This is a genomic window from Tumidithrix elongata BACA0141 (assembly GCF_036349135.1).
In the GTDB taxonomy this organism is placed as follows: domain Bacteria; phylum Cyanobacteriota; class Cyanobacteriia; order Pseudanabaenales; family Pseudanabaenaceae; genus Tumidithrix; species Tumidithrix elongata.
In genome coordinates, this window is the sequence record NZ_JAZBJZ010000122.1 from 1 (window position 1) to 15,888 (window position 15,888).

The 15,888-nt window shown below is 45.0% G+C and carries 17 protein-coding genes and 1 pseudogene; 14 read left to right on the forward strand and 4 right to left on the reverse strand.

Features of this window, described 5'->3' with window-relative positions; translation table 11 throughout:
- Positions 1-74 precede the first annotated feature (74 nt).
- Positions 75-170: pseudogene (locus V2H45_RS21315) on the forward strand (MrcB family domain-containing protein); the annotation flags it as partial.
- A complete protein-coding gene (locus V2H45_RS21320; RefSeq protein WP_330485719.1) occupies positions 144-572 on the forward strand; it encodes an HNH endonuclease in 429 nt (142 codons plus the stop codon). The pseudogene V2H45_RS21315 and the gene V2H45_RS21320, both read left to right, overlap by 27 nt.
- 223 nt (positions 573-795) lie before the next feature.
- Here V2H45_RS21320 and ftsH read toward each other — a convergent pair whose 3' ends face one another.
- Positions 796-2,655 (reverse strand): ATP-dependent zinc metalloprotease FtsH, encoded by a 1,860-nt coding sequence (ftsH, locus tag V2H45_RS21325; RefSeq protein ID WP_330485703.1) that lies wholly within the window; start codon positions 2,653-2,655, stop codon positions 796-798.
- A 416-nt stretch (positions 2,656-3,071) separates the two neighbouring features.
- Here ftsH and V2H45_RS21330 point away from each other — a divergent pair, with 416 nt between their 5' ends.
- Entirely contained in the window at positions 3,072-3,410 is a 339-nt protein-coding gene (locus V2H45_RS21330) for a hypothetical protein (RefSeq protein WP_330485704.1), read from the forward strand.
- A 158-nt stretch (positions 3,411-3,568) separates the two neighbouring features.
- Positions 3,569-3,907: a hypothetical protein gene (locus tag V2H45_RS21335; protein ID WP_330485705.1), complete on the forward strand. Its 339-nt coding sequence runs from the start codon at positions 3,569-3,571 to the stop codon at positions 3,905-3,907.
- A 280-nt stretch (positions 3,908-4,187) separates the two neighbouring features.
- Here V2H45_RS21335 and V2H45_RS21340 read toward each other — a convergent pair whose 3' ends face one another.
- Together V2H45_RS21340 and V2H45_RS21345 are read right to left on the reverse strand one after the other, a co-directional pair.
- The gene (locus tag V2H45_RS21340) at positions 4,188-6,362 is read right to left on the reverse strand and encodes a glutamine synthetase III family protein (RefSeq protein WP_330485706.1); all 2,175 of its coding nucleotides are present in this window, start codon (positions 6,360-6,362) and stop codon (positions 4,188-4,190) included.
- A gap of 321 nt (positions 6,363-6,683) precedes the next feature.
- Positions 6,684-7,943, reverse strand: a complete 1,260-nt coding sequence (locus V2H45_RS21345; RefSeq protein WP_330485707.1) for a molybdopterin molybdotransferase MoeA — start codon at positions 7,941-7,943, stop codon at positions 6,684-6,686.
- Positions 7,944-8,013: 70 nt separating this feature from the next.
- Between V2H45_RS21345 and V2H45_RS21350 the strand changes: the two genes are divergently transcribed.
- The 10 genes from V2H45_RS21350 (at position 8,014) to sugE (ending at position 14,842) form a co-directional block, all read left to right on the forward strand.
- Positions 8,014-8,760 carry a Uma2 family endonuclease gene (locus tag V2H45_RS21350; protein WP_330485708.1) on the forward strand — a complete coding sequence of 249 codons (747 nt, stop codon included), beginning with the start codon at positions 8,014-8,016 and terminating at the stop codon, positions 8,758-8,760.
- Between the two features lie 355 nt (positions 8,761-9,115).
- Positions 9,116-10,306 (forward strand): AAA family ATPase, encoded by a 1,191-nt coding sequence (locus V2H45_RS21355; RefSeq protein ID WP_330485709.1) that lies wholly within the window; start codon positions 9,116-9,118, stop codon positions 10,304-10,306.
- Positions 10,307-10,492: 186 nt separating this feature from the next.
- Entirely contained in the window at positions 10,493-11,542 is a 1,050-nt protein-coding gene (hisC, locus tag V2H45_RS21360) for a histidinol-phosphate transaminase (RefSeq protein WP_330485710.1), read from the forward strand.
- Between the two features lie 28 nt (positions 11,543-11,570).
- Complete coding sequence (locus V2H45_RS21365) at positions 11,571-12,161, forward strand: hypothetical protein (protein ID WP_330485711.1); 591 nt, start codon at positions 11,571-11,573, stop codon at positions 12,159-12,161.
- 29 nt (positions 12,162-12,190) lie between these two features.
- Complete coding sequence (locus V2H45_RS21370) at positions 12,191-12,343, forward strand: hypothetical protein (protein WP_330485712.1); 153 nt, start codon at positions 12,191-12,193, stop codon at positions 12,341-12,343.
- A gap of 13 nt (positions 12,344-12,356) precedes the next feature.
- Positions 12,357-12,593 carry a hypothetical protein gene (locus tag V2H45_RS21375; protein WP_330485713.1) on the forward strand — a complete coding sequence of 79 codons (237 nt, stop codon included), beginning with the start codon at positions 12,357-12,359 and terminating at the stop codon, positions 12,591-12,593.
- Entirely contained in the window at positions 12,586-12,930 is a 345-nt protein-coding gene (locus V2H45_RS21380) for a type II toxin-antitoxin system PemK/MazF family toxin (RefSeq protein WP_330485714.1), read from the forward strand. The genes V2H45_RS21375 and V2H45_RS21380 overlap by 8 nt, the downstream gene beginning before the upstream one ends.
- A 9-nt stretch (positions 12,931-12,939) precedes the next feature.
- Entirely contained in the window at positions 12,940-14,103 is a 1,164-nt protein-coding gene (locus V2H45_RS21385; protein WP_330485715.1) for an MSMEG_0565 family glycosyltransferase, read from the forward strand.
- A gap of 75 nt (positions 14,104-14,178) precedes the next feature.
- Positions 14,179-14,466, forward strand: a complete 288-nt coding sequence (locus V2H45_RS21390) for an MSMEG_0570 family nitrogen starvation response protein (RefSeq protein ID WP_330485716.1) — start codon at positions 14,179-14,181, stop codon at positions 14,464-14,466.
- Between the two features lie 49 nt (positions 14,467-14,515).
- Positions 14,516-14,842: a quaternary ammonium compound efflux SMR transporter SugE gene (sugE, locus tag V2H45_RS21395; protein WP_330485717.1), complete on the forward strand. Its 327-nt coding sequence runs from the start codon at positions 14,516-14,518 to the stop codon at positions 14,840-14,842.
- Here sugE and V2H45_RS21400 read toward each other — a convergent pair.
- Entirely contained in the window at positions 14,834-15,700 is an 867-nt protein-coding gene (locus tag V2H45_RS21400) for an alpha/beta fold hydrolase (protein ID WP_330485718.1), read from the reverse strand. The two genes, sugE and V2H45_RS21400, sit on opposite strands and share 9 nt — an antisense overlap.
- Positions 15,701-15,888: the final 188 nt, after the last annotated feature.

A 15,888-nucleotide genomic window follows, 5' to 3' on the forward strand; every position in this document is an offset into this window, starting at 1 on the left:
TCTCTTTTTATTTTCGTTTTTCGTCTCTGACTGATTTTTAGAGGTGCCCTAAAGAAACAACCACTAGAAGATTAGGACTAGCTTATGAGGCAGGCAATATTGCATCTAAGTTTTATCATAGGAATGCAATACCTGATGATGCGGTGTTAAAGAAAGATCTCGAAAAACTGCTCGAAATTTACTTCCTCCTTTTTGAGCAAGTCTCTTTAGAGAAGAACATCCAGGTTTCTGATGAGAAAGAAGACGAGTGGTTTGAGGATTTGACAAAATACAGAATACATAGAGTTGCTGAAAGAAACCAAAGTTTATCTAAGAGGGTCAAACAGTTACAAGGATATATTTGTAAAGCTTGTGATTTTAACTTTGAAGATCGATATGGAGAAATAGGCAAGGAATTTATCGAGGCACATCATACCGTTCCAATATCAAGCTTGAATAAGGCAAGAATTCAATTAGATCCAATACAAGACTTTACAGTTCTTTGTTCTAACTGCCACCGCATGATCCATCGGATAAAGCCAACTCCCAATTTGGAAGAATTTAAGAAAATATTGAAGGATATAAATCGCTAAATATTAGGTTGATCCCACCGTATAACAAGCCAACTGGAGCAAGATCTTGAAATATTACAATGGTTACTTGCAATTGCTTGATTGGAATGTTAGTCTTCCATACATCGATCGCACCTTCCCAACAGAAATGGATAATCAATTAAAGCTCAAAGCCTCTAATACTTATCTAATAAGTATTAGAGGCTTTAGAAGTAATTCAGCGAATTAGGTCAAACTTCGGAATTTAAACAGCAGCGAGATCGGGGGCTTTGACTTGGGCTAAAAGATCGTCGAGATTCGTACCTTCGATCACTTCAGCTTCGAGTAACTTCTCAGAGATAGTTTCTAACAATCCGAGGTTCAATTTGAGAATTGCCAAGGCTCTCTCATGGGCAGACTCGACAATATCCTTGATTTCCTTGTCGATCGCTTCGGCAGTCGCAGGGCTGACCGTACGGCTTGCGCTCTGACCACCTAAAAAGTCACCTTTGCTTTGTTGATAGGCAAGAGGGCCTAACACCTTGCTCATGCCATAACTCGTCACCATTTGTGCGGCAAGATCGGTTGCCCGTTGTAGATCGTTCGATGCACCTGTGGTGATACTTCCGAAAATCAACTCTTCCGCCGAGCGACCGCCTAGCAGGGTAGCAATTTGGGATTCGAGTTCTTCCTTGCTGAGCAAGAAGCGATCTTCCGTAGGTAACTGAAGGGTATAACCTAAAGCTGCCATACCACGGGGCACGATGGAGATTTTTTCCACTTTGCCACTACCTGAGGCAAGCGCACCCACAAGGGCGTGACCGACTTCATGATAGGCAACAATCTTCTTCTCTTTTTCGTTGAGAACGCGACTCTTCTTTTCTAGACCTGCGACGACACGCTCGATCGCTTCGGCAAAGTCTTCGGTTTTAACCGTATCGCGACCAGCGCGGGCGGCAAGCAGTGTGGCTTCATTCACCAAGTTGGCGAGGTCAGCCCCAGCAAACCCAGAAGTACGGGTAGCGATCACTTTCAAATCTGTACTGGGGTCTAAAACTACCTTTGCCGCATGAATCTTGAGGATGGCTTCGCGACCAGATTTATCGGGGCGATCGACCAACACTTGGCGATCGAAGCGACCGGGACGTAATAGAGCCGCGTCAAGTACTTCAGGACGGTTGGTTGCGGCAAGCACAATCACAGTCGTACCATCTACACCAAAACCATCCATTTCAGTGAGGAGCTGGTTAAGGGTTTGTTCGCGTTCGTCGTTACCGCCGTAAAAGCCACCACTAGAGCGAGATTTACCGATCGCATCGAGTTCGTCAATAAACACAATACAAGGAGACTGTTTTTTCGCTTGGTCAAATAGGTCTCTCACGCGAGAGGAACCGACACCGACGAATAGTTCGATAAATTCAGAGCCAGAGATGCTAAAGAATGGAACGCCTGCCTCGCCTGCCACTGCCTTTGCCATCAGGGTTTTACCAGTTCCAGGAGGGCCTACGAGCAAAACGCCCTTGGGAATTTTTGCCCCGATGCGCGTATATTTTTCAGGGGTTTTGAGGAACTCTACGATTTCGACCAGTTCTGCCTTTGCTTCATCCACACCTGCTACATCAGCAAACAAAACTTTAGGAGAATCTCCTTCTACATAAACCTTGGCTTTGCTCTTACCAATTTGCAAACCACCGGGAGCACCGCCGCCGCGATTAAATAGTTGAAAAATTCCCACAAAGATCAAGGGGGGAATTACCCAACTCAGTAAGGTTCCAAACCAACCACTTTTTTGGACGGGTGCTGCGGCAAACTCAACCGCATTTTGCTCTAACAACTCAGGTAATTTCAAGTCAAAAATCGGTGTTGTGGCAAGCACGTCACCAGGGACTTCGGGGGTTTTGCCCTTGACTTGATAGGTAATTAAATCTTGACCGATAAAAACTTTGGAAATTTCGTGGCTTTCAATCTGATTGATAAAAAAGCTATAGGGAACTCGCGGAATCTGAGGTCCAAATAGGTTAGGCAAAAAGATATTGATCATCAATAGGCCTGCACCAACGAGCAACATGATGTTGCCAATCAGCCGAGCGCGCGATCGCTTTGGGTCTTCTTGTTTAACTGCCATAGGTTTATGTATCGTTTTGTTAAGTGAGTACTATTATTAAGTATTTAGATACGTTGTCATAGACGGTCAAGCGTAGGGATACCCGCCCAATTAAATTTGCTCCAATTCGCTTTTTTTGCAAGATATTTCTGACGGCTAGTATGATTTTGAAGAGGTTATGCTACCAAAATCAATGGATCGCTTGCCCTAGATTACCGTTACAAAAATTGCAACTGAGATAACGAATGTCAGTATCGATGTCATTCTTTTAAGTAAGCGCTCAGCAAAGTCGTTATGCTGAATGAATGACTCAGTTACCTAGTTGAATTACCTCAACTAAACATTAAACATAAATTGAGCGTGTAGATTATTTTTGTGCTTGTACATACGTCTAGTTTAGTGCCAAAATTTTGTATTTGTTACATTGAGTGAGGATCATGAAAGCTTTAAAGTCATTTTCTCTGGCAGCAGTATCTACATTGATCGCAATGCTTCCCACCGCTGCCTATGCCCAACAGGCTCCCGGTATGAACTGGAGTTGGCAGTCTACAAACCTGTCTCAAAGGCAATGCATGATTAGAGCCGAAGATGCTATGCGTAATGCTGGCTTTTCGCGAAACTTTTCTGCAGTTGGGGAGTCAACTTTTGGCGTTAGGAGTGCTTATCGGGGGGCGATTCGTTGTATTACCTCGAAAGGGCTTGTAGTGTTTATGGTTTCAGGTCCTTCTAGTGACACGTCTGGTGACTATCGCCAAGGACTGGAAGATAATTTCTAACTTGCAGATCTGGAAAATGCTGCATGTAAGGGCAATTCATGAATTGCCCCTACCTATGAATCTGATTGCTATATCGCCTATAGATTGGGCACACAAAAAGGGCAAGATACGTCTAATTAAGTGTCAAAATCTTGTATTTGTTACATCGAGTGAGGATTATGAAAGCTTTAAAGTCATTTTCTTTGGCAGCAGTATCTACATTGATAGCTATGGTTCCCACCGCTGCCTATGCCCAACAGGCTCCCGGTATGAACTGGAGTTGGCAATCGACAAACCTATCTCAGCGTCAATGCATGATTAGAGCCGAAGATGCTATGCGCAACGGCGGCTTTTCAAGAGAATTTTCTACGGTTGGGGAGTCAACTTTCGGAATAAGGGGGGCTTATCGGGGCGCGATTCGCTGTATCACGTCACAAGGACTTGTGGTGTTTATGGTTTCAGGCCCTTCCAGTGATACGTCTGGCGAGTATCGCCAAAGGCTGGAAGATAATTTTTAAATAGCACTTCCATTTGAATTTGAAATGGTCAGAGGTTTGTAGTTGAATCCTGTGCCCATTTCAAACTGTTTGTGTAGAATTCCTTCAGCGATCGCCTAATGCATCCCCCTTAGAAACTTGGCATGTATTACCGCGATCGCCTAACAGAAGCCTACAAATAGTTAGTAGAATATAACAGCAAGAAAAAAGACCGTTCTCAATGGACGGTCTTCTTGTTTGTGTTTAGGATGTAGGAATAACGCGATCGCCTCTTACCATTAGTAAGTAAGAGGTATCAAGGCTATTTGATAAACAGCATTTCTTGATAGGTGGGCAATGGCCACAGATCGTCGGCAATTTCACCTTCAAGGGCATCGGCATACTTCCGCACGCCATCCATTAAAGGACGAATCGTATGGGCAGCGTACTGCATATGCTCTTCTGGTGTCGCAAAATCGTGTTTGCCCAGAGCTTCCGTTAATTTGGTGACGGAGTCTGTCATCGACTTGAGCAGTGTAGAAACTTTCTCAGCACTTTCTACTTCAAACGCAATGCCAACTTCTTTTAAACAAGCGATCGCATTTGCCAAGTCAGTCAGGTATTTCACGGCGGCAGGGTAAATCAGGGTTTTTGCCATGCTGATTACGAGTTTCGCTTCTACCTCAATGGAAAGAAGGTACTGTTCGGCATAGACTTCAAAACGACTGGCGAGTTCTACAGGAGAAAGCACGCCTGTTTTTTGAAACAGATCTTCAATATATCCTTCCTTCAAGACAGGTAGGGCATCTGCGGTGGTTCGCAAATTGGCTAAGCCGCGCTCTTCTACTGCCATCTTGTGCCATTCTTCTGAGTAGCCATTGCCACCAAATACAACAGCACCATGCTCGTCCATCACTTCTTTGAGTACAGAGAGAATGGCAACGTTGAGTTCAGTTCCCTTGGCGAGGTCGCTCTCTAGTCGATTGCCAATCCAATCCAAAGAATCTGCCAAGATGGTATTCATGGCAACCAATGGACCAGAAACTGATTGACCTGAACCGACAGCACGAAACTCAAAACGGTTCCCAGTAAAAGCAAAGGGTGATGTGCGATTGCGATCGCCGGGGTCTTTCGGGAAGATAGGTAAAGTATCGACACCGAGGTTCATAATTCCTTTGTGCTTGGAACTCTTAACATCGCCCTTGCTAATTTGCTCGAACACATCTTCGAGTTGAGAACCTAGATAGACAGAGATAATCGCAGGTGGCGCTTCATTGGCTCCTAGTCTGTGGTCGTTACTGGCGGTGGCAACGACGGCACGCAGGAGGGGACCATATTTATGCACGCCACGAATTACCGCACCACAAAAGACCAAAAATTGGGCATTGGAGTGGGGGTCGTCACCGGGGTCTAACAGGTTGCCTTGGGTAGCATTACCCACTGACCAGTTGACATGTTTCCCAGAGCCATTAATGCCCGCAAAGGGCTTTTCGTGCAGCAGACAGATAAAGCCATGTTTTTTAGCCGTATGACGCAGGATCGTCATCGTGAGCTGTTGGTGGTCGGAGGCTACGTTTGCCGCTTCAAAAAAAGGTGCTAGCTCGAACTGTCCTGGAGCAACTTCGTTATGTCTGGTTTTGGCAGGAATTCCCAGTCTGTACATGCGCTCTTCCACATCTTGCATGAAAACTTGAACGCGCTCTGGAATTGCACCGAAATAGTGATCGTCAAATTGCTGACCCTTGGCGGCGGGCTTACCAAATAGGGTTCTGCCTGCTAACAAGAGATCGGGACGGCTATTGGCAAAATTAGCATCGATCAGAAAGTATTCTTGCTCGGCACCACAACTGGAATTTACAGGAGCGACATTAGTATGTCCTAACAGCTTTAATACCTTGGTGGCAGCTTTGTTCATCGCTGCGATCGAGCGTAAAAGCGGTGTTTTCTTATCGAGAGCTTCTCCTGTCCAAGAGATGAAAACAGTGGGAATACATAGGGTGATGCCGTTATCGGTTTCCATCACATAGGCTGGACTCGTGACATCCCATGCCGTATAGCCTCTGGCTTCAAAGGTAGAACGAATGCCACCATTGGGGAAAGACGATCCATCTGGTTCGCCCTGTACCAAGACTTTCCCAGCGAATTCAGAAATCACCGAGCCATCTCCCTGTACCGAGATAAACCCGTCATGTTTTTCCGCAGTGGCGTTGGTGAGTGGGTAAAATACGTGAGAGTAGTACAACGCCCCTTTGGCGATTGCCCAGTCTTTCATCGCGATCGCCACCACATCCGCTACAGTGGCATCCAACTTATCACCCGTTTGAATTGTCTTCTTTACAGATTTAAACACCTCTTTGGGAAGACAGGATTGCATCTTGCTCAGACTAAACACATCCGTAGCCCACATTTCTTCCAATCGTTTGGGAGCTTTAGGGGGGATGGGCTCTCGATTGGTGATTTGATAAATAGCTTGGAGCCGCGACTCATTCCCACTCATAATTAATTATTTCCTCGTAAAGACTGGCAGAAAAATATGCCAAGGTTTTCAAATCTTTGTCATCCTACTTTCCCCTTGAAATCGCAATCGTATGGATATATACAACATCTGTACCTTAGGTGAGGAATAGCTGACAAAACTAGCAGTAATTTCACGCTTTCATTGAAGTGGCGATCGCTACGAACATGATTACTAACCGAATCTATCGCGCTCTGAAGCATGGTAAAGAAAACCTACACCCCTTGCCATACATGTAATTCCCCTGGGATCGCCCTTAGCCTAAATAGGCAGACATGAAGAATTTCGGGCGCTGATAGTTGCCTAAATCTGCACGATCGCCACGGTTTCTCCTGCGGGCACATAGGTCTGATTAACTTTCAAAATTGCTAACGCATTCGTGCCGATGACACTAATTAAGTTACCCGAGCTGTAATTTTCGACGGGGTCAAAGATGGCTCGACCAGACTTCCAAGCTAAATGCCCCCAAAGATAGGTTTCTCGCCTACCCTGAGCATGGAGATCTTGGGTAGTCTGCGCGAGGATGAATTGGGGATACCAACTGGAAGCATTGCCGCCACCTAGTTTCGCGATCGCACCCCGAATAAATCGCCAAAAACTCACCATTGCCGAGACAGGATTTCCCGGAACGCCAAAATAAAGTTGACACCGTTTTTCCCCAGAAGCAGTTAGAGCGTTATTTAGGGAAGAAGAGAAAGTTGCCACCGTCAGCGGCTTCCCCGGTTTAATTGCTACCGATTGAATGTGCAGTTCAGCTCCCATCTCAGCCAAAATGCGATCGATATAATCGTAGTCACCCACAGATACCCCACCCGAGGAGATTACGAGATCTGCGGAAGCGATCGCGGTTTCAATGGCTGACCTTAAGGATTCTTGGCGATCGGGAACGGCTCCCATCAGCAAAGGAATTCCCCCTGCTTGCGTTACCAGTGCCGCTAATGTGTACTGATTGGAATCAATAATCTGCCCTAACTTGAGCGGGTCTTGACTCGCTAGACTAACCAACTCATTGCCTGTAGAAAAAATTGCTACCTTGGGCTGACGATAAACGGGTACTGTCTGGCAACGCAACGCCGCTAAAGCCCCCAAATCTGTGCCGACGAGCTTGGTTCCCTTGCTTAAAAGCGTTATGCCCGATCGATAGAATTCTCCTTGGTGTCGTACATATTCGCCTTTGGTAGATGGTGCTTTTAACCGAAGATATACCCCAACAATCTCCACATCCTCTTGCATTACTACGGTGTCTGCTCCCTCTGGTAACATCCCGCCTGTAAAGATGCGAACGCATTCCCCTTTTCCTAGTGGTGGTGCCTCAGTTGACCCCGCAGGAATGTCTTGGGAAGCGATCGCAAGCTGTTCGACTTCCTCTAAATCGGCATGGCGAAAGGCATAACCATCCATAGATGAGTTATCCCAATGGGGAAAGTCGAGTTCGCTTTTGATATCCTCTGCTAAAATTCGCCCTAAGGCTTGGAGTAGATCGATCTGTTCGCGATCGGTCTTCGCATCAAAGGGCTGAATGAGGTTTAAAATCGTAGATTCGGTATTAGAGACGGAATGCATATTTCCCACAAGCTTAGTCTTGATTGCTATACTATGACAGAATAAAGCTAACCTAACATGCCAAAAAGCTATGGTTACTGTACCTTCAGAATATCGCCGCCTACCAACTGCCGAGGAATTGCCTTCTTCAGACGAAACTCCTGTGGACAATCAGCTTCAAAACGACATTCCCAATCTATTGCTAAGTTTATTAGCATTTATCTGGACAAATCGGGATGACTGGTATTTTGGTGTAGATATGGCTGTTTACTACGATCCCGATAAACCTGCGATCGTGCCTGATGGATTTCTTGCGGTTGGTGTGAAACGTAATACAGGAGAGAGAGGCAGACTTAGCTATGTTTTGTGGGAAGAGCAAAATGTCATGCCGATCTTAGCTTTGGAAGTCATTTCCGAACGCTATAACAGTGAATATGAAGATAAGTTAGCCGATTATCAAACCTTAGGAATTCTGTATTATGCGATTTACAATCCTTTTTCTGGTAGAAGAGGCAGATTTAAAAATAGGCAAAGATTGGAAGTCTATAAACTAATTGCAGGGAAATACGAACTGATATCTAGTGAAAATAATCGAGTTTGGCTACCCGATATTGAACTAGCGATCGGCTTTGAAGAGGGCGATCATATCGGTTGGAATCGCGAGTGGCTCTATTGGTACGATCGCAATGGGGTAAGATATCTAACTGCTGAGGAACGCGCAGAAAGTGCAAAAGCGATCGCAGAACAAGCAAACCTAGCGAAACAACAAGCAGAACAAAAAGCCCAACGTTTTGCCGAAAGGCTCAAAGCATTGGGAATTGACCCTGATGAAATGTAGTGCAAGATCGCTTCTAAAGTCTCTTTCAAATCACTTGTGGTACATATTCTGTTATGAATCGCCTCCCAAAACCATTATTGCTTCACGCTTAAGCGGTAGATGGTGGATAAATCTCTTTTAATGCCTTTATCAATAAGACGTGACAATGTTTCTGATGGACTTATGAGATACCAAGTCAAACTCGAAAGATTGGTTAGGCACAGCCCAAATTTGAAAACAAGCTCTTGACTGAAATATTGCATAAAAAATACCTTTCTTTACACTGATTTGTTAAGATCGCATCGAACGAAACAAAATTTACTCAGATATGATGTAGTCTAGACAAAGTAAGTCTTATAAAGAAGAGATCTAGTCAATGACGAGTTCAGGAATACCAGAATCACCTGACATGATGGTACGATTTATGCGCTCAGGAGAAGTCTTTACTCCAAGTGCCCCAATTGACAATCAGGCTTTATTTGCTGGAAGAGTTAACCAACTCAATAGACTTATGGGTGCGGTCAGTCAGCGTGGACAGCATGCAATTTTGTTTGGGGAGAGAGGAGTAGGCAAAACTTCCCTTGCAAATGTATTACTGAAGATACTAAGAGGCTCTCAAGAGCATTTAAAGTCAGTTATTGTCAATTGTGATACTGAAGATAGATTTGAACAATTATGGTGCAAGATTTTTTTAGAACTTGAGAATACACAGACCTTAGATTTTGAGCAACATCAAGTCAACCCAGAGTTCATTCGAGTTCGTCTTCAACGACAAATAGTTGGTTCAGCAATCATTATTGTTGATGAGATGGATAGACTCAAGCGTGACTCCTATTTTACAGCTTCGATGGCTGATACCATTAAGACTCTTTCGGATCATTCTACTAATATAACGCTCATATTAGTAGGAGTTGCAAACTCCGTAGAGGAATTAATCGCAGAACATTTGTCAATTGAGAGAGCACTTATTCAAATCCAGATGCCAAGAATGTCATCTGATGAACTTACCGAAATTCTACGAAAAGGATTAGAACTTCTATCCATGAATATGGAACAGAATATAATGCAGTCCATCGTTTTTCTTTCTCAAGGCTTGCCAAATTACGTTCACTTATTAGCCTTGTATGCTTCTCAGTCAGCAATACGAGAAAATAGTTCTAGTATTAATGTCAATCATTTAAGTAGAGCCATCAAACAAGCTTGTGAAAATGCTCAGCATAGTATCATGAGTACTTATTCAACCTCAATTTCTAGCTCAAGACAAGAAACAATTTATCCCAAGGTTTTACTTGCCTGTGCTTTGGCAAAAAAAGATGAGACAGGTTGCTTTCGTGCAGTAGATGTTAGAGAGCCATTGTCAAGAATTTTAGGTAAGGAATACACCACAACTTCTGCTTTTAATCGACATCTTAATCAATTTTGCGAAGAGTCTAGAGGTAATATTTTAGAGAAGAAAGGGGTTGAGCGACACTATCGATTTCGCTTTATCAATGCAATGATGCCACCCTACATTATTATGGAGGGGTTAAGAACAGAAATGATCAATTTGGAGCAATTCAAGTCCTGATAAATCCAATTGTACGAGTAATGACTGGTTCTAGAATAATCATACTGCAACATTCTGAGCAACATAAATAACTTTGCCCTAAATCTCCACAGCACAGGCGCAGAAGAGGGGAAAGATAAAATTTGTCCATGAGCGATCGTGGCTGAATTAAGATAGATAAGTCGTTTTCATTTGCTTGCAATCTTAATGAACAGCTACTTTCGTCCCGCCGTTGATGCAATGGCAGGCTATATCCCCGGCGAGCAACCCAAGCCCGGAACCAGTATTATCAAACTCAACACCAACGAAAACCCCTATCCGCCTTCTCCCGCAGTTACCGCAGCCCTACACAATCTAGACGGTGAATTCTTGCGGCGCTACCCTAATCCCTTTGCCAATGACTTTCGGCAGGCGATTAGCGATGTCTTAGGTGTGCCCTTAAATTGGGTGATTGCTGGCAATGGCAGCGATGAAATTTTGACGATGATCGTGCGATCGTGTGCCGAGACGCAGCGTAAAGTTGTCTATCCCACCCCCACCTACGTTCTTTACAAAACCCTAGCCGAAATTCAAGCTGCCGAGGTGGTCGAGATTCCCTACGGCGAGAATAATCGCCTTCCCATTGAAGCCTTGATTGAGGCAAATGGAGCGGTCACCTTTGTGGCTTCGCCCAACAGTCCATCGGGTCATGTCGTGGCGAACGACGACCTGCGTCAACTCGCCGCCAACCTCAAAGGCGTGTTGCTAATCGACGAAGCCTATGTAGATTTTGCCAATGAGAACGCACTCTCTCTCGTCAGCGAATTTGAGAATGTCTTGATTAGCCGCACCCTCTCTAAGGGATATTCTCTCGCAGGATTGCGCCTCGGTTTTGGCATTGCCAATCCCAAACTGTTAGAGGGATTATTTAAAGTCAAGGAAAGTTATAATATCGATGCGATCGCTTGTACGATTGGGGCGGCTGCCATGCGCGACCAAGCCTATAAAAACGAATGCGCTGAAAAAGTAAAAGCCTCGCGAGCTAAACTAGCGATCGATCTGAAGCAACTGGGCTTTGAGGTTCCCGATTCGCAAACCAACTTCCTTTTTGTTACCCCACCGAATGGCAATGCCGAAGCGATTTATCTCGCCCTCAAAGAACGCGGCATTCTCGTCAGGTATTTCAAACAACCAGGGATCGATCGCAAACTCCGCATTACCGTTGGTACAGACGCACAAAACCAAACCTTGATTGAAGCCCTAATTCACTTGGTATGATTATCTAGTGTAAATTGAGGCAAGAACGATGCCTAAAAGAAAAACAACCATCGCGCTTATCGTTTGTGCGGCGAGTTTATCCAACTTCCTACAGCCTGCCTATTCGCAAACAACCCATTTGTCTGACGCTCAACAGTCCGCACTCAAGTCCTTAGGAATTCCCGTGGCAGTTCCCAGCTATATTCCTGAGGGCTTCCGAGTCACGCAAATGAGCTTAAAGCTATGTGCTGCCGATGCGCCGAGAATAGGAGATTGTCGGGAAGGATCGTCCTACGAAATTCGGTATCGCAACGATAAAAATGCCTGTTTTAATTTTTATGCGATCGCTGGCGGCGTTGGGGGTGGCTATGGGGAATTTGCATACCGATCGCAAACACAGACTTTGGGCAAAGTGATTATTGAGTTTGGGCAATTAAACGGAGCAAATAAAACGCCAACTCCAGAACAGTTAAGGGTTCCTCAACCCAAACTTGGTAGCTTCCCAGCACGGCTAGAATCACCCCGCACACCATATTATTCCCTGCAAGTAGAAGAAGAACAGTATTTCTGTGTAAAGAACACGACCATTACCCCTTTAGCGATCGAGAAAATGCTCAACTCTCTCGTTTGGTTGCAATAAATCGGATTGATACAATAGGAGAAAACACCATGACTCAGCAGAAAACAGAAACTCCCAAAAAGCCCCGAATGCTTAAACCTGTTGCCAAAGGTAGTGGCTATACAGATACCTCCATTAATCATGATGCAGTTCTAGCTGAATTTATTTATAGCAATAAGAAGCTTTCACACTGTATTACCTAATAAAAGGAGAAATATGATTACGACTATAGATATCCTTCAAGCTATTCCTAAACTTCCTCAAGAAGATTGTTTTCGCATAGCAGAAACTCTTTTACAGACTTTACAAGCCCAGACAGCTATTCCTACCCGCGAACAAATCAACCAGCAGTTACAAATTGCTGCGCTCCTTGCCGTCGAGGACTACATCAACGATCCAGAACTAACAGCTTTTACGGCTCTTGATGGAGAAGACTTCTACGAATATGCATAGAGGTGAAATATGGCTAGTCCAACTAAATCCAATCGTTGGGAATGAGATTGGTAAAATCCGTCCAGTTGTAATTGTTAGTAACGATGCTATCGGAATTTTACCTTTAAAAGTTATTGTTCCAATTACTGATTGGAAAGATAGATATACAGTTTATCCTTGGATGGTAAAACTTGAGCCAACTAAAGATAACGGACTGATAAAAGTTTCTACAGCCGATACTTTTCAGGTGCGATCTTTATCACAAGAAAGATTTGTGAGGAAATTAGGTCAACTAGAAAATCAGTTAATCCAAGATATTCGTGGAGCTTTAGCTGTTGTTTTGGATATCCTGCCATAACTTGAAGTCATGACAAAGCAGAACCAATTGCGCATCGCTTTACTCACCTATGCTACCAAGCCGAGAGGGAGCGTCATCCATACATTAGAACTCGGCGAAGCATTGCAGAAGTTGGGACATCAAGTTTGCATTTATGCTTTGGATAAAGATGGAACTGGATTCGATCGCGTTCTGTCCTGCGAAACCCAATTTATCCCCGCCAAGCCTGCTCTTTCTGATATTGACGCGCTGATTCAGCAACGCATTCAGGAATTTGTTAGTTATCTGAGCCAATCTGAGCGAACTCATGACATTTACCACGCCCAAGACTGTATCAGTGCCAATGCCCTAGCCATTCTGCGACAACAGCAAAAAATCCCTCATTTTGTTCGCACCGTTCATCATATCGAGGACTACAACAGTCCCTATCTCCAACAATGCCAAGATCGCTCCATTCGTGAAGCCGAACTTTGCCTTTGCGTGAGCGATGGATGGCAAGCCCAACTCCAAAAGCATTATCAAATCCACGCGCCACGAGTTCTTAACGGCATCAATACACAGCGATTTTCCTCACAGCCTAGTGGTTTGGAATCCCAACTCAAACAGAGATTTGGACTGACGGGTTCGCCCATTTATCTCACGGTGGGCGGCATCGAACCGCGCAAAAACTCGATCGCACTCTTACAAGCATTCGCACAAGTATTGGCAGACTGTCCTGATGCCCAGTTGGTTATTGCTGGTGGCGCGACCCTATTCGATTACCAAGCCTATCGCACCGAATTTTTCGCTAGCGTCCAAGACCAAGGGATTGCGATCGGTAAGTCTCTAATCGTAACGGGTGGGATCTCCAATGATGAATTGCCCTCGCTTTATCGTTGTGCCGATGCCTTTGTATTTCCCTCTGTCAAAGAAGGTTGGGGGCTGGTGGTGTTAGAGGCGATCGCGTCAGGATTACCCGTCCTTACCTCCAATATTCCACCCTTTACGGAGTTTTTATCCCCAGAACAGGCATTGCTCGTCGATCCCAATGATTCAAATGCGATCGCAGAGGCAATGCAAGCGATCGTTCAACCCGATCTCGCTCGTTCCCTAGCGTTAAACAGTCAGTCCATTCTGAACTACTACACTTGGGAAACTTCCGCTAAAATGCATGTAGAATGCTACGACCAACTGCTTAATGCGTTTAGCCATTAGCTGTTGGCTGTTAGTTGTTGCGATACCATAATAATTCGGCTACTCCCAAAATCTGAGAACCAATAACTTTAAACTATGCCCGAAATCAACTTTCAAATCGCTTGGCCCGATGGCTCTGAAGAAACCTGCTATTCTCCCTCTTTGGTTGTGAAAGAGTACTTTAGCCAAGATGGAGATTACGACCTCGCGGATTTTGTGGAACGGGCCCGAACGGCTCTGAATATCGCCAGCGATCGCGTTAAAGCCAAATACGGTAGACCCTGTGGTTTAGCGATCGGACAACTCCAAGCGATCGAACTCAAAGCTGCCAAGTACTCATCTCTGCTCGATCCTAAGGTGAAATTTATTCGGTTTATCGAGTGACCTGAATCCCTTGGATATCCGAGCAAATTGAAACATTAGAAAAATTTTTATGGATTGGTTCTACCTGATTTTGGCTGGTGTGCTAGAAATTGTATGGGCAACTGGACTCAAATATACCGATGGATTTTCCAAGCTTCTACCCAGTATTGGTACGATCGCGGCACTGATCGTCAGTTTTCTGTTTTTAGCTCAAGCCCTGAGAACTCTGCCCATCGGAACGGGCTATGCGATTTGGACGGGAATTGGTACGGTGGGCACGGCGATCGTGGGAATTATGCTCTTTGGCGAATCCCGTGAATTTACCCGTCTTGTCTGCATTGCCATGATTATCCTTGGAATCATCGGGCTAAAGCTTGCGACTCCTTCCTCAGTTTGATGGCGATAAAAATTCGCGCATATACTGATTCACCAGTTGAGGCTGTTCTTGTTGCACCCAATGACTGCAATGGGGAATATAGCGAAGGGTGAGATTGCGAACGTAGGCTTCCGTTCCATAGGTGAGTTCTTTCCCAAGGGCAGCATCATTTTCACCCCAAATCATCAAGGTGGGAATCTCTAATACATCCCACTGCTTTGACGGCAGTGCCGATCGCACGTTGCGGTAGTAGTTCAACATGGCTGTAAGCGATCCCGGTTTAGCAGCCGCTTCTCGATAGTTCTGGAGATCGATTTGAGAAAAAGCGGTTTTATCGATCGCTACCTCTGAGAATGCCTTCCCAATTGCCTCACAATTGTTCCACTGCAACAGGAATTCTGGCAACCAAGGGAGTTGGAACAAAAAGATATACCAGCTTCGCAAGAGCTGAGGTAGGGTTCGCAAGCCCTCGGCAAACTTTGCGGGATGAGGAAGATTCAGAACGATGAGTTTATCTAACATCTGGGGATAGGCATAGGCGAAGTGCCATGCGATCGTGCCACCCCAGTCATGGGATACCAGCGTACAGCGATCGTAGCCAAGTGCTTCTATGATTCCCTTAACATCTAGAATAAACTCGGAGATCGTATAGGCTTCAAGGGCAATAGGTTTATCGCTTTCGTTATATCCCCGCAGGTCGATCGCTACAACTTTGTAGTCCTTAGCAAACTCAGGAATTTGATGTCGCCACGAATACCAGAACTCAGGAAAGCCATGCAGCATCAGCATTAGCTCGCCTTCCCCCTGCGTGACATAGTGCAGGCGAAGGTGATTGGTCGGGAGAAAACCATGTTGCCAAGTTTCAGAAAGAATTGTCATGCGATCGCTGCTCCTAAGAAATTCTATAGCAATCCTAAATGAGTGTGTAAATGAGTGCGTAGGAGCAATTCATGAATTGCCTCTACAAGTCTACCTAACCTGAGTTCGGGTTAAGGATTTCGGAACAAATCAGGCCGACTTGCTGGAACCGAGAGGTTTGATCCCCCTGCCCTATCGGGCATCCCCCT